This window comes from Ochrobactrum sp. CGA5 (assembly GCF_006345815.1).
In the GTDB taxonomy this organism is placed as follows: domain Bacteria; phylum Pseudomonadota; class Alphaproteobacteria; order Rhizobiales; family Rhizobiaceae; genus Brucella.
The window spans coordinates 208,893-222,900 of sequence record NZ_VCIG01000038.1 but is presented as its reverse complement, the minus strand read 5'-3'; the positions used below and the strand labels follow the sequence as shown (position 1 = coordinate 222,900).

Genomic DNA, 14,008 nt, shown 5'->3' with positions numbered 1-14,008 from the left:
CACCGCTCTTGCCTCTCCGCCGAAGAATCACTATTTACAGTTTCGTGCGGGACGACCCGTGCCAGTGTTCGCATCGGGGACGGCCCCATAGGAAAATGTCCTATGTCAGGGTCGATCGAACAATTCGCAATCAAACCTATCGGTAAACTTGGTGAAATCGGTGATCAACCGGTTACCATTCCGATTTTGCATTTTTCAGACTGCTCAAGAGCGCATTGATCCTGTTGCGGGCATCGAGAGTCCAGCGGGAAGGACGGCCTTCCCGCTTCCTCTACCAACGGGACGGCCCGTTTAGAAACCCTGTGAGGGAGCATTGAAATGGCATGGCTTTATCTGATCGTGGCCGGCATTCTTGAAGTCGTCTGGGCCTACTTTATGAAAAAATCGGAAGGCTTTTCCCTTCTGACACCGAGCGCTATCACCATCGTGACGATGATCGGAAGTTTCATTCTGCTGTCTATCGCCATGCGCAGCCTGCCCCTCGGAACGGCCTATGCAATCTGGACGGGTATCGGTGCGGTCGGTGCGTTTGTGGTCGGCATCTTCATTCTTGGCGAGGCAGCAACCTTCTTCCGCGTCGCCAGCGTAACATTGATCCTCGCTGGAATTATCGGATTGAAGCTCTCGTCCACCTGATCTGGTCGGCTAAAATAACAAGGGAGGCAAAAGCCTCCCTTTTATGTGGTCCGACGTAGATCAACGAACTTGGTCGAGAAGACGTTTGCACTCCAGAAGGTCGAACAAGGCCTCCTGAAGGAGCGAGCGGTTATCTTTTGAAGGGCGCTTCCCGTCGGCTCCGATGGGACCGTCTTCTTCACCTTTCAGCAAGCCAAAGAGCTTGCGGGCCGGTTGCGGCGCTTTGATACCGCTTGGCAGAGCCATGTCATTATCGGCCGCCTCTTCCGCTGCGCGCTTATCGGAGACAGCCTGCTTCTGGCGTGTGATCGCCTCAATGGCTTGAACATCGCCATTGCCGAGCGCGATTATGAACTGCGCATTGTTTTCACGGAGCAGACGTTGCACGCCCTTGATCGTGTATCCCTGATCGTAGAGAAGATGGCGAATTCCCTTGAGCAGTTCGACATCAAGCGGTCGGTAATACCGCCGACCGCCGCCGCGCTTCATGGGCTTGATCTGGGTAAAGCGCGTTTCCCAGAAACGTAACACATGCTGCGGAAGATCGAGCTCGTCCGCCACTTCGCTGATCGTCCTGAATGCATCAGGGCTCTTGTCCATTCCACTTGCCCTTTCCAGTGGTTCAGGTTTCGCCGTTGCGGCGCAACCTCGCCGATCCAGATAGTTCAACTCGCTGCCAACGCGGACGCGTCTGTAACACGAAAAGCGCTTGTTACCATCGGATTTTAAAAGACGGGAGTTAACAAACTCCAGCGTGTGGAAAGACACGGCGCAAACGTCATTCAAAACCGGACGGCATGCAACACGAACTCCCTCTGAAAAGCCAGTCGCTTTCCAGATTTGAACATCAGCGAAACGATTCGCTTCACTGCATGTATTATATAATATCAGAGCTTTATAAGCATCCCTTCAGGCATGGCGGAAGGGAACGTAGCAAAATTATAGTCGACAAATGCAATTAGCGACCGCCCGCCCGAAGAGCCTGACGATCAAAACAAAAGAACTTCTCCGCGCATAATCGTCAACCGGACGCAGAAAACCGTCATAGGTTTGCGCTGATCACTGCCAAAATAAAATGCTGCCCGATGGGCAGCACTCTAGCAATTATTTCTGGCCTTTGGTTTCGCGCTTCTGATGTTCTTGCAGAATACGCTGCTTGAGAACATTGGAAGCTTTGAAGGTCATTACGCGACGAGGAAGAATTGGAACCTCCTCGCCTGTTTTCGGATTACGGCCAATGCGCTCGTTCTTGTCGCGAACCTGAAATGTCGCAAAAGACGACAACTTCACGGTTTCGCCGTTGACGATAGCGTCACAGACTTCGTCGAGGATCATCTCGACAAGAGCCGCCGACTCCGTTCTGGAAAGGCCTACCTTTCGGTAAACAGCCTCTGCCAGATCAGCTCGCGTGACCGTTTTACCTCCCATGACCGAACCTGCCTGGTTAGCGTTTGAATAAATAATATCCTTGCGTGACAGGACGTTACACAAATAAAAGCGCAACGGTCAAGCCGCGAGTTCCCTCACGGTCGATCATTTTTGCGTCTACCAGCGCAACAGAACCGCTCCCCAAGTGAATCCACCGCCCATAGCCTCAAGAAGAACGAGGTCGCCCCTCTTGATACGGCCGTCCGCGACCGCGGTCGCGAGCGCCAGCGGAACCGACGCCGCAGAGGTGTTGCCATGGCGATCGACGGTGATAACCACCTTGCTGTCAGCTATATTCAGCTTCTTGGCGGAAGCATCAATAATGCGTTTGTTGGCCTGATGCGGGACAAACCAGTCGATATCCTCAGCGGTAAGGCCGGTTTCCGCGAAAGAAGCCTCGATAACGTCCGTAATCATGCCGACGGCATGCTTGAAGACTTCGCGGCCTTCCATGCGCAGATGACCGACCGTCTGGGTCGTGGACGGGCCGCCATCCACAAAAAGTTTTTCCTTGTGATTGCCATCCGAGCGCAGATTGGCGGCGAGAACGCCGCGATCCGAGGTCAGCCCGTTGCCTTCAGCAGCTTCCAGAACCAGTGCACCCGCACCGTCGCCGAAAAGAACGCAGGTCGTGCGGTCATTCCAGTCGAGGATGCGCGAGAAAGTTTCGGCACCGATGACCAGGACACGCTTCGCCATGCCGCCGCGGATATAAAGGTCAGCCGTCGTGATAGCGTATATGAATCCGCTGCAGACAGCCTGCATATCGAACGCAAAGCCCTTGGTGATTCCAAGTTCACGCTGAATTTCCACGGCACTTGCAGGAAAAGTGTGGTTGGGAGTCGAGGTCGCCAGAAGGACGAGGTCGATATCGGTCGGCTGCAAACCCGCATTCTCGATTGCGGCGCGCGCTGCATCCGCACCGAGCGAAACCGTCGTTTCGCCCTCGCCAGCGATGTGACGCTCACGAATACCCGTGCGCTGCACGATCCACTCGTCCGAGGTTTCGATAATACCTTCGAAATCGGTATTCTTCATGACCCGCTTCGGCAACGCCGAACCGATACCCCGTACGACAGATCTTATCATCTCTTATTTCCTGTCCTCACATGCGACCGGCGCGACAAGCATTTGCGCGCACAGTCGTGAATTCTGACCCTACACATATTCGGTAAAAGTTACTTCACCGCTTCGGCACCGAAGAACAATCGGCGAACCGTAGATTTTATCCAATTCCACCTTCCGGCTGGCATAGCCGGAATTAAGCCTTTGCAGCCTCGCCACCTTCATTCGAAACATGCGGATGACTGTGGTGGAAATGCGCCAGATCGGCTTCGATCTTTTCCAGAAGGCGATTTCTCACCATGTCATAGCCGACTTCTACTGCCGAGCAGAACCCTTCTGCATTCGCGCTGCCGTGACTCTTGATGACAATTCCGCTGAGACCGAGGAAAACGCCGCCATTGACCTTGTTCGGGTCCATCTTCTCGCGCAATCGGTCGAACGCACCCTTGGCAAAAACATAGCCGATCTTGGCAAGCAACGTGCGGCTCATGGCCTGACGCAGGAGTTCAGCCATCTGTCGGGCCGTACCTTCCGCCGCCTTGAGCGCGATATTGCCGGTGAACCCCTCGGTTACGACCACATCCACCGTACCCTTGCCAATGTCGTTGCCTTCAACGAAACCGGAATAGGCAAGACCATCCAGTGGCGTGTCGCGCAAAATCTGGCCGGCTTCCTTGATCTCGTCGAGACCCTTCACCTCTTCCGTACCGACATTGAGGAGCCCGACCGTCGGCTTGCGCACCTCAAACAAAGCGCGCGCCATACCAGCCCCCATAACGGCATAATCGACGAGCTGACGGGCGTCAGCACCAATCGTGGCACCAATATCAAGCACGATGCTTTCACCGCGCAGCGTCGGCCAGATACCCGCAATCGCCGGGCGTTCGACGTCCGACATCATGCGCAGGCAAAATTTGGACATGGCCATCAGCGCGCCGGTGTTGCCGGCAGAAATACACGCCTGTGCGTCGCCGGTCTTCACCGCTTCGATCGCCTGCCACATGGATGATTTGCCGCGACCGGCGCGCAGCGCCTGACTCGGCTTGTCGTCCATGCTGATGGCAACCTGGCTCGCGCGGAACTCGGATGCGGCCTTCAGCTTCGGATAACGTGCCAGCACGGGCTCCACCTGTGCGGGGAGACCGAAAAAAATGAAGCGAATGTCAGGATGACGCTCAAGCGCCTTCGCTGCGCCGGGGATAACGACTTCAGGGCCGAAATCACCGCCCATCGCGTCGATCGAAATTTTGATCACTCTTGATTATTCCTGTGCGATCCCTGTCCCTGCCCTGGTTTTGGAGCAGACAGGTTTTCGGCGAAAATAGTGTTTTTGCGTTTCCGCACAACCAAATTCTATCAAACTCATCGTGAATTACGGCTTCTTTTGCCATTCCGAAAGCTTCGCAAACGGCGAAACAGGCTTCTCAGCACTATCGTCATCCCCAAATACCTTAGGCTCACTCTCGTCGGTCAGCCCCGGTTTTCGGGGATATGGATCAATAGCGAGATCAAAGAATTCTTCAGCAATCGCGCCGACATCGATCTTATCGCCGACGAAAACTTCCGGACTGTCAGCGCCTTCCGCATCGAGCAGCATTTCACCGCTTTCATCAAGCTGAATCCGGGCAAGCCGCGAGTTTTCCGGCACGAAGATCGTGTCGACCTCTTCGGCAACACTGTTAGTCAGCGGTTCGAGTGTCACGACGCAGGACTGCACAATTTCCGCGTCGATCCGACCGCGCACCCGGATACCGTCCTTTTTCCAAGGCGTAATCAAGAATTCCGCAGCAAAGGAATTCACGGCTTCAAGCCCGTGGTCTGTCGCGAGCGCTGTGCGTTCCCTTTCATCCGTGCCTATTTTCACCATCACCCCTTTTTGCGGCAGGTGAAGAACCGGAACAGGATAGGTGAGTGCCGGTTTGTCAGTCATTCTCATTGGCCTTTTCAGCATTGTTTATGGCGCAAATGATGCGCATCTTGTCCGAAAATCGTTTCATACTTTTCAGGATACGCTCTTATCTGCATCCATATAGGAAATGTTGCCTGCCGCCAAAGCATCGTCTGCAATTTTTTGCAGCCGGTCACGGCATCCCAGAACATATTCACTTAAATGGTGGGCATGCGGCCAGAATTCGAGGTCCGGGCGGATATTCCTGGTCAATGCTGCTGCCAGCGCGTCTGAATCATTCGCGTCCAATGCTTCACTATAAGCCGCAACGCGACCATAAAACATGCGCGCGAGCTTCTTCATACGCTTCGGCACACCCTGATCGCCAATACCGAGCTCGCGCAGTGAATGGTCGACATCCTTGAAAAACTCGTCCGCAATTTCCTGTGCAAGATCGGCAAGGGCCTTGTTTTCTCCCCTCATGCGGTGAAGGGCGAGAAAAATATGCAGTGAAAGCATTTCATAGCGACCAAGCGGCGTATCGGGCACCTGAAATTGTGCATAAAATGGTTTTTGCCGCGCCGCCGCCACGATCACCTCGTAAACGCGAAGCATAATTGCCTCGTTTGCTTTCGATTTGCGGCGGAATAGTTGGAGAATCATGTCCGTACGACCGTTCCAGTTGCATAAATTAGCAAGGTGGTTTACCGAAGTTCTCCCGACGGCGAAAGTGCCGCGCTGATTTAGAATGTATGGAGAGGTCTTTGTTGCAGCGAATTTTTCCAAGTGCATCCTCTGGCGTACGCAAGCAAGGTGCCCTTCTCGCAGGCACGGCAATTCTCGTCGCAGTGGCTCTTGCAGGGTGCAACACTGCATCCACGCTTAACCCGTCCGAAACGCTGACGGAGGGTTACGTACTCGATCAGAGTGCCCTTGATTCGGTTCCTGTTGGTTCCAGCCGCGAGCAGGTGCTTTTGGCGCTCGGTACGCCATCCACAACCGCGACCTTCGACAACGAAGTGTTCTATTACATTTCGCAGAAGCGTTATCGCGCCGCGCAATTCATGAAGCCCAAGATCATAGACCGGCAGATACTTGCCATCTATTTCGACAAGGACGGCAAGGTCGAGCATATTGCCAAGTATGCACTGAAGGATGGAAAGCTGTTTGACTTCGTGTCACGCACCACCCCGACAGGCGGCAAGGATCAGACCTTCCTGGGCCAGATCATCCAGGGCGTTTCCAAGGCTCCTACATCGTTGCCGGGCGCTGCAGGCGGCCCGAACAACTGATCTGATCCGGTCTACACCTTCAAAAGAAAAAACCCGCCGTAAAGGCGGGTTTTTTTGAGTGTTCATTCTATCAAGACATATGCGCCAACACGGCCAACAGAAGAAGGGCTACGATGTTGGTGATCTTGATCGCTGGATTGACAGCCGGACCGGCTGTATCCTTGTAGGGGTCGCCAACCGTATCACCCGTCACCGATGCCTTGTGCGCTTCCGAACCTTTCAGGTGTTTCACGCCATCAGCATCGGTAAATCCATCCTCGAAGCTTTTCTTGGCGTTGTCCCATGCGCCACCACCGGACGTCATGGAAATCGCCACAAACAGACCGTTGATGATGACGCCAAGAAGCGATGCTCCCAGTGCCGCAAAGGCCGCAGCTTTGGAACCGGAGATGAGTAACACGCCGAAATAAACGACAATAGGCGCCAGCACGGGCAGGAGCGACGGAATAATCATTTCACGGATGGCCGCCTTAGTCAGCAGATCGACCGCGCGCGCGTAGTCCGGGCGTTCCTTACCGGTCATGATCCCCGGCTTCTCGCGAAACTGACGGCGTACTTCCTGCACGACCGCGCCCCCAGCCCGGCCCACGGCCGTCATCGCCATGCCACCGAACAGATAAGGGATCAGGCCGCCGAAGATCAGGCCCGCCACCACATACGGGTTGGAGAGATCGAAAGAGACAGGTCCCATATCCGCAAAATAGGGATAGGTTTGCCCATTGGCCGCAAAATAGGCCAGATCGTTGGAGTAAGCCGCGAACAGCACCAAGGCACCAAGGCCCGCCGAACCGATGGCATAGCCCTTGGTGACCGCCTTGGTGGTATTGCCGACAGCGTCGAGCGCATCGGTGGCTTTGCGGACCTCTGGATCGAGACCGGCCATTTCGGCAATGCCGCCCGCATTGTCCGTCACCGGACCGAAGGCATCTAGCGCCACGATCATGCCCGCAATACCGAGCATGGCGGTGACGGCAATGGCTGTGCCGAACAGGCCCGCAAGCTGGTAGGTCGAGATGATGCCGCCGACGATCACGATTGCAGGCAGGGCGGTCGATTCAAGCGAAACCGCCAGTCCCTGAATGACGTTCGTACCATGGCCCGTGACTGAAGCCTGCGCAATGGAGTTGACGGGGCGCTTATTGGTCCCGGTATAATATTCCGTGATCACGACGATCAAACCGGTCACGATCAGGCCAATCAATCCGCAGATGAAAAGATTGGTGCCGGTAATGCTTCTTCCGGCGACGGTCCCGATCTCCCCCCAGCCAACGGTCAACGTGTTGGCGACGGCAAGACCGACAATGGAAAGCAGGCCCGTCGCAATCAGCCCTTTGTAGAGGGCCCCCATAATAGAGCCGTCGACGCTGAGCTTAACGAAGAAAGTGCCTATGATCGACGTAATCACGCAGGCGCCGCAGATCATCAACGGATAGAGCATGACACTCGGCAGAATGTCCGACCCGCTGAAAAAAATCGCCCCAAGAACCATGGTAGCGACGACCGTCACTGCATAGGTTTCAAACAAGTCAGCGGCCATACCCGCGCAGTCACCAACATTGTCGCCGACATTATCCGCAATGGTCGCCGGATTGCGCGGATCATCCTCGGGAATACCGGCCTCCACCTTGCCGACAAGATCGCCGCCCACGTCAGCACCCTTGGTGAAGATGCCGCCACCAAGACGCGCGAAGATCGAGATCAGCGAAGCGCCGAAACCGAGCGACACCAGCGCATCGATAACCGTGCGGTCAGAAGGCGTGTAACCAAGCCAGACAGTGAGAATGAAGTAGTAAACGGAGACGCCAAGCAGCGCGAGCCCTGCCACCAGAAGCCCGGTAATTGCCCCGGACTTGAATGCCAGCTCAAGCCCACCAGCGAGACTGAGCGAAGCGGCCTGCGCGGTACGCACATTGGCGCGGACCGAAACGTGCATTCCGATGAAGCCCGTGACGCCCGACAGAACCGCGCCGATCAGGAAGCCGATTGCGGCGCTGATCGACAACAGATACCAAGCGGCCAGAAAGACCACGACGCCGACGATCGCAATCGTTGAATATTGTCTTGTGAGATAGGCTGAGGCACCCTCGCGGATAGCTTCAGCAATTTCCTGCATGCGCTGCGTCCCCTGATCGGCTGCAAGAACCGAACGGATCGCCCATATGGCGTAAAGAACGGAAACCACGCCGCAGGCAATGACGAGAACTAAAACTGCCACTCCCATTTGCATAAAGGCCAACTCCCATTGTGCGCATCCCGAAAAGTGTGAAATCGTTCTCGGGAAATATGCGCGGCCAATCAGACAATTGGAGCGCCCGCCTGTTGCAAACAGACCGAAACACGCTCCACAGCTCGCGCCAGCTACCATCAGACCGCAAGCCGCGATTGTCGGCAGCAAATGCGCAGGATAGGCCCGAAAACCCCTCCCCGGACCCGATTGAGCGGCATGGAAGTGCCTGAAGCCAAAACAAGATACCGGGCTTCTTCGGTATATTCACGTCTCAAAGTTACGCCTTGGAATCAACTCATTGGCGCGATTCTTTGCATTTCAGCATTCTCAATGCCGCCCGCCCAACATGCGAAACGGTTTAACGAACGTCAAGTCGTTCTTTGCCAACATACAATCAAAGAAGGGCTGCGATTTCTCACAGCCCTTCTTTAATCAATATTGTAGGGGAACAGGATCAGCGTGGCTTCACGCCGCGGCTCTCGCCACGAATAACAAACGCCAAGCGATCAAGTACGGCATTAACCAACTTCGGCTCATCTTCCGTGTAGAAGGCCTTGGCGATATCGACATACTCCGACACGATAACGGCAGTCGGTACGTCTTTGCGTGTCTGCAATTCCCAGGCACCTGCACGGAGAATAGCGCGCAGCGTTGAATCGAGGCGCGACAATGGCCAATCTTCCGTCAGCGCCTGATGGATCATCGGATCGAGCTTAAGCTGTTCATCGACGACACCGGCCACGATTGCCCGGAACCATTGTGGATCAGCATCCAGATACTGCGTGCCGTCCACCTCCTTGCCAAGACGAAAAGCTTCGTACTCAGCCACCACTTCCAGAACACCCGTGCCAGCAACATCCATTTGATAGAGTGCCTGAACCGCAGCGAGACGGGCAACGCCGCGCTTGTTCGCCGTGCGTGGAAGATTGGGGGTCGGGCGGCCTTCGGTAGAAGAAGTCATGATGATCAGACTCCAAACTTCTTGCGCAGGTCGATCATGGTCAGCGCGGCACGAGCGGCAAAACCGCCCTTGTCCTTGTCTTCACGCCGAGCGCGAACCCATGCCTGCTCTTCGTTTTCGACTGTCAGAATGCCGTTGCCGATGGCGATGCTTTCCTCGACCGCAAGATCGGTAAGCGCACGGCAGGATTCATTGGCCACGATATCGAAGTGATAGGTTTCGCCACGGATAACGGTTCCAAGCGCGACAAAGCCATCATATTCCTTGCCCCCATTGTCTTCGCCGTCGAGTGCGAAAGAAATGACCGCCGGAACTTCCAGTGCACCTGGGACAGTCACGACATCGTAGGTCGCCCCAGCCTCGTCCAAGGCTGCCTTTGCGCCATCCAGGAGCGCGTCGGCGAGATCATCGTAAAAACGCGCTTCGACAATAAGCAAATGCGGCGCATGCGCCTCGTGCTTGGACATGAGAGACTCCATGACAAATTTTGCGGACCGCAAAACTGCGGTCAACGCTCAAAATCGGGAAATGCTGTTACAGCTTTAGAGTTCTAGGCTCTAAGCCTATTTCTGATATTGCGCAAGCCTTGCTGCGTATCGAGCAAGCTGGTCGATCTCGATATTCACCTTGTCGCCCGCTTTCCGTTCGCCCCATGTCGTGACTTCAAGCGAGTGCCGGATCAGAAGCACATCGAACTCGTTTCCGTTAACACCATTGACCGTTAGCGACGTTCCGTCCAGGGCGACCGACCCCTTCTGAGCAATAAAAGGAGCCAGTTCTTCCGGTGCACGCAAGGTGAATCGCACCGCGTCGCCTTCTTCCTTGCGCGCGACAATTTCAGCCTGCCCATCGACATGGCCAGAAACGAGGTGCCCCCCCATTTCGTCACCAAGTTTCAGCGAGCGTTCCAGGTTGATATTCTGTCCGCTCTGCCATTTGGCGATCGTGGTCAGACGCAGCGCTTCTTCCCACGCCTCAACCTCGAACCAGCGGGCATTCGTTCCCTTTTCAGGCAGTGCTACGACGGTAAGGCAAACACCAGAACAGGCAATTGATGCGCCAAGCTCGATCGTTTCGGGATCATAGGCGGTTTCGATACGCAGAAGAACGCCTTCATTCAGGGGCTTGATCCGATCAACCTTACCGATATCCGTGATTATGCCTGTAAACATCAAGTTTTCCTTACATATTCCGCATAGGCATCATCAACATAGCGAGCCTGCCTCAGAATTTTGAATTCGTCTGCGATATGGGTTTCGAGCCCGTCCACGGCAACCCCGTATTGGCCACCGATTTCCGCCGGCGACCGGAATATGGCAAGCCGATCAACAAGTCCCTCTTCGAGGAAGCTCTTCGCCACGCCCGCTCCGCCTTCAACGAGAACCGAGGAGATGCCCTGCGCAGCGAGATCGTCCATCAGTTCGGGCAAAGCGATGCGGCAGTCATAAACTTCGGTCGCGACGATGCGGCAACCTGCTGCCTGCAATTCGTAGCGCCGTTCCGGAGATGCCTCCTCACTGCAAGCAACCCACAAGGGTTGGGCATGAGCTGTCTGCACGAGTTTCGATGAAAGCGGAAGGCGCAATCCGCTGTCGAGCACGATGCGTACAGGCGAACGCTGTTCCAGCCCAGGCAAACGGCAGTTCAAAACCGGATCATCGGCGAGCGCGGTTTCGATACCAATCAGGATCACATCAGTCTGGGCGCGCAGAATATGTGACTGGGCGCGTGCAATCGCTCCCGTTATCGCAACCTGCCCCTCACCCCGACGGCCGATCATGCTGTCGGAGGAAAGCGCAAGTTTCAGAATCACTTCCGGGCGCTTTTTCGTAGATCGATTCAGATAGCCTGCAAGATCATCAGCGGCCTGTTCGGCGAGAATCCCCGGCACAACCTCAACCCCTGCTTCGCGCAGAATGGCGAAACCTTTTCCGCTGACCCGTTCATCCGGGTCGGTCGTGGCAACCACGACACGTGCTACGCCTGCCCGCACCAGCGCTTCCGCACAAGGCGGCGTGCGTCCGTGATGCGCGCATGGTTCCAACGTTACATAAGCAGTTGCTCCTCTGGCAGCGTCTCCAGCATCGGCCAACGCCTGTGGCTCGGCGTGGGGTCTGCCGCCCAATGCAGTCACACCGCGCCCGACTATGACGCCATCCTTGACAAGGATCGTACCCACGGAAGGGTTGGTGGCGGTCAGCCCCTTATGAAGCCGCGCATAGCGGATCGCTGCTTCCATGAAGCGAACGTCATCCGAAGTTGCGCCAGAATGCGAAAATTTGCGTCCATTCATGCTAGGCGTCCAGATCGTCCTCGGTTTCAGCAACTGTCAACTCGTCGATGACGTTGTGAAAATCGACGGCCTTGCTGAAATTACGATACACCGACGCAAAGCGGATATAGGCAATATCGTCGATGCCTTTCAGCGCATCCATTGCCAAACGCCCGATTTCATCGGATGTCACCTCCGCCTCGCCCGAACTTTCAAGCTGGCGAACAATGCCGGAAATGGCACGTTCAACACGGTCATTGTCGACGTCACGCTTGCGCAGCGCTACCTCAATGGATCGCGTCAGCTTGTCACGATCAAAAGGAACACGGCGCCCGCTTTTCTTTACGACCATCAGGTCACGCAACTGCACGCGCTCAAAGGTCGTGAAACGGCCTCCGCATACAGAACAGACCCGGCGCCGACGAATAACCGCACCGTCTTCCGCCGGACGGGAATCCTTCACTTGCGTATCTTCAGACTGGCAATAGGGACAACGCATAGGACACTTTCAATTTCAATATCGGCAGCTTCAATACTGGCAACGTTGACACTGGCGACGGACAGCGCGAATGTGGGGATACCCCGTCAAAAACCCAAGAGCTGTGCCGCCCACCGCCGATTCCCGGCGATCATAGCTCATAAGCGTTAAGCTACCTACCAGATGTGAGAGCGAAAAAGCCCCGCCCAACAGAGTTGAACGGGGCTTCGTCTTAATCATGGAAACAGGTTAGCCCTGATAGCCATACATGGGGAAACGGTTGGTCAGCGCGATGACCTTTTCCTTCACGGCCTGTTCCACTGTGGCGTTGCCTTCATCGGAATTGGCGATTTTGAGGCCATCCAGAACTTCGGCAATCAGCGAACCAATTTCCTTGAATTCCGTAACGCCAAAACCACGGGTCGTTCCGGCAGGCGTACCGAGACGGACACCGGAGGTCACAAACGGCTTTTCAGGGTCGAACGGAATGCCATTCTTGTTGCAGGTGATGTTGGCACGACCAAGAGCAGCTTCCGCACGCTTGCCGGTTGCATTCTTCGGACGCAGATCGACCAGCATCAGGTGGTTATCAGTGCCACCCGAAACAATGTCGAGACCATGCGACTTCAGCTCTTCGGCCAGAGCGCGGGCATTGTCCACGACGTTCTTGGCGTAGAGCTTGAACTCCGGCTTCAACGCTTCGGCGAAAGCGACAGCCTTACCGGCAATAACGTGCATCAGCGGACCGCCCTGAAGCCCCGGGAACACGGCCGAATTGATCTTTTTGGCAATGTCGGCGTCGTTGGTGAGGATCATTCCGCCGCGTGGACCGCGAAGCGACTTGTGCGTCGTCGTGGTGCAGACATGCGCATGCGGAACCGGCGAAGGATGAACGCCGCCGGCAACGAGACCGGCAATATGTGCCATATCGACCATGAGGTAGGCACCGACTTCATCCGCAATCTCGCGGAAGCGCTTCCAGTCCCAGACGCGCGAGTAAGCAGTACCGCCGGCAAGAATGAGCTTCGGCTTGTTTTCACGTGCCAGACGCGCAACTTCGTCCATGTCGAGCAGATGGTCGTCCTTGCGGACGCCATAGGACACCACATTGAACCACTTGCCGGACATGTTGACCGGTGAACCGTGTGTAAGGTGACCGCCCGAATTGAGGTCGAGGCCCATGAACGTGTCGCCCGGCTGAAGCAAAGCGAGGAATACGGCCTGGTTCATCTGGCTGCCAGAGTTCGGCTGAACGTTGGCGAACTCGGCGCCAAAGAGTTTCTTGGCGCGTTCGATGGCCAGCTCTTCAACGACATCGACATACTGACAGCCGCCGTAATAGCGTTTGCCCGGATAGCCTTCGGCATATTTGTTGGTGAGGATGGATCCCTGCGCTTCAAGAACAGCGCGCGAAACGATGTTTTCCGAGGCAATCAGCTCAATTTCATGGCGCTGACGACCGAGTTCGTTGCGGATTGCTCCGAAAATCTCGGAATCGATGTCCTCGAGGCTTGCATTGAAGAAAACGTCGGACGACGCATTCTTGGCGGCGGCGTTGGCTTGAGACATGTTTCACACCCTCCGGGTTAGCCGGTAAAAGCTATATGGATGAGGCGCATTATCACACTTGAACGCACAAGGCCAATGGCCGCAAAGCGAAAAGCTTGTTCCAAAATGCGGCAAACCGATTTGATAAATGTATCACAACTAAAAAGCCGCCTGGAGCAGGTCCAGGCGGCTTCGAAAACCCGGGGTCGAGAT

At 55.6% G+C, this 14,008-nt stretch carries 15 protein-coding genes; 2 read left to right on the top strand and 13 right to left on the bottom strand.

Annotated elements, in window-relative coordinates; all coding sequences use genetic code 11:
• The first annotated feature begins 318 nt into the window (after positions 1–318).
• A complete protein-coding gene (gene sugE / locus FJQ48_RS13995) occupies positions 319–636 on the top strand; it encodes a quaternary ammonium compound efflux SMR transporter SugE (RefSeq protein ID WP_139975621.1) in 318 nt (105 codons plus the stop codon).
• 60 nt (positions 637–696) lie between these two features.
• Here sugE and FJQ48_RS13990 read toward each other — a convergent pair whose 3' ends face one another.
• The 6 genes from FJQ48_RS13990 to FJQ48_RS13965 all read right to left on the bottom strand — a co-directional run bounded on the left by FJQ48_RS13990 (position 697) and on the right by FJQ48_RS13965 (position 5,680).
• The gene (locus FJQ48_RS13990) at positions 697–1,236 is read right to left on the bottom strand and encodes a MerR family transcriptional regulator (RefSeq protein ID WP_139975620.1); all 540 of its coding nucleotides are present in this window, start codon (positions 1,234–1,236) and stop codon (positions 697–699) included.
• A gap of 504 nt (positions 1,237–1,740) precedes the next feature.
• A complete protein-coding gene (locus FJQ48_RS13985; protein ID WP_139975619.1) occupies positions 1,741–2,064 on the bottom strand; it encodes an integration host factor subunit alpha in 324 nt (107 codons plus the stop codon).
• Between the two features lie 117 nt (positions 2,065–2,181).
• Positions 2,182–3,153, bottom strand: a complete 972-nt coding sequence (locus FJQ48_RS13980) for a beta-ketoacyl-ACP synthase III (RefSeq protein WP_139975618.1) — start codon at positions 3,151–3,153, stop codon at positions 2,182–2,184.
• A 172-nt stretch (positions 3,154–3,325) separates the two neighbouring features.
• Entirely contained in the window at positions 3,326–4,384 is a 1,059-nt protein-coding gene (plsX, locus tag FJQ48_RS13975) for a phosphate acyltransferase PlsX (RefSeq protein ID WP_139975617.1), read from the bottom strand.
• A 117-nt stretch (positions 4,385–4,501) separates the two neighbouring features.
• Complete coding sequence (locus tag FJQ48_RS13970) at positions 4,502–5,059, bottom strand: DUF177 domain-containing protein (protein ID WP_139975616.1); 558 nt, start codon at positions 5,057–5,059, stop codon at positions 4,502–4,504.
• 72 nt (positions 5,060–5,131) lie between these two features.
• Positions 5,132–5,680, bottom strand: coding sequence for a ubiquinol-cytochrome C chaperone family protein (locus tag FJQ48_RS13965; RefSeq protein WP_139976294.1), 549 nt, complete (start codon positions 5,678–5,680; stop codon positions 5,132–5,134).
• A gap of 101 nt (positions 5,681–5,781) precedes the next feature.
• Here FJQ48_RS13965 and FJQ48_RS13960 point away from each other — a divergent pair, with 101 nt between their 5' ends.
• On the top strand, positions 5,782–6,309 hold the full coding sequence (locus tag FJQ48_RS13960) for an outer membrane protein assembly factor BamE (RefSeq protein ID WP_139975615.1): 528 nt from the start codon (positions 5,782–5,784) through the stop codon (positions 6,307–6,309).
• Between the two features lie 70 nt (positions 6,310–6,379).
• Here FJQ48_RS13960 and FJQ48_RS13955 read toward each other — a convergent pair whose 3' ends face one another.
• The 7 genes from FJQ48_RS13955 to glyA form a co-directional block, all read right to left on the bottom strand.
• Entirely contained in the window at positions 6,380–8,536 is a 2,157-nt protein-coding gene (locus tag FJQ48_RS13955) for a sodium-translocating pyrophosphatase (RefSeq protein WP_139975614.1), read from the bottom strand.
• A 454-nt stretch (positions 8,537–8,990) separates the two neighbouring features.
• On the bottom strand, positions 8,991–9,497 hold the full coding sequence (nusB, locus tag FJQ48_RS13950) for a transcription antitermination factor NusB (protein WP_139975613.1): 507 nt from the start codon (positions 9,495–9,497) through the stop codon (positions 8,991–8,993).
• A 5-nt stretch (positions 9,498–9,502) separates the two neighbouring features.
• Entirely contained in the window at positions 9,503–9,964 is a 462-nt protein-coding gene (locus FJQ48_RS13945; protein ID WP_139975612.1) for a 6,7-dimethyl-8-ribityllumazine synthase, read from the bottom strand.
• 96 nt (positions 9,965–10,060) lie between these two features.
• The gene (locus FJQ48_RS13940; RefSeq protein WP_139975611.1) at positions 10,061–10,669 is read right to left on the bottom strand and encodes a riboflavin synthase; all 609 of its coding nucleotides are present in this window, start codon (positions 10,667–10,669) and stop codon (positions 10,061–10,063) included.
• Positions 10,669–11,790 (bottom strand): bifunctional diaminohydroxyphosphoribosylaminopyrimidine deaminase/5-amino-6-(5-phosphoribosylamino)uracil reductase RibD, encoded by a 1,122-nt coding sequence (ribD, locus tag FJQ48_RS13935; RefSeq protein ID WP_139975610.1) that lies wholly within the window; start codon positions 11,788–11,790, stop codon positions 10,669–10,671. Before ribD ends, FJQ48_RS13940 begins: the two co-directional genes overlap by 1 nt.
• A 1-nt stretch (position 11,791) precedes the next feature.
• Positions 11,792–12,268: a transcriptional regulator NrdR gene (gene nrdR, locus FJQ48_RS13930; RefSeq protein ID WP_012092340.1), complete on the bottom strand. Its 477-nt coding sequence runs from the start codon at positions 12,266–12,268 to the stop codon at positions 11,792–11,794.
• Between the two features lie 228 nt (positions 12,269–12,496).
• On the bottom strand, positions 12,497–13,816 hold the full coding sequence (gene glyA / locus FJQ48_RS13925; protein WP_139975609.1) for a serine hydroxymethyltransferase: 1,320 nt from the start codon (positions 13,814–13,816) through the stop codon (positions 12,497–12,499).
• Between the last annotated feature and the right edge of the window lie 192 nt (positions 13,817–14,008).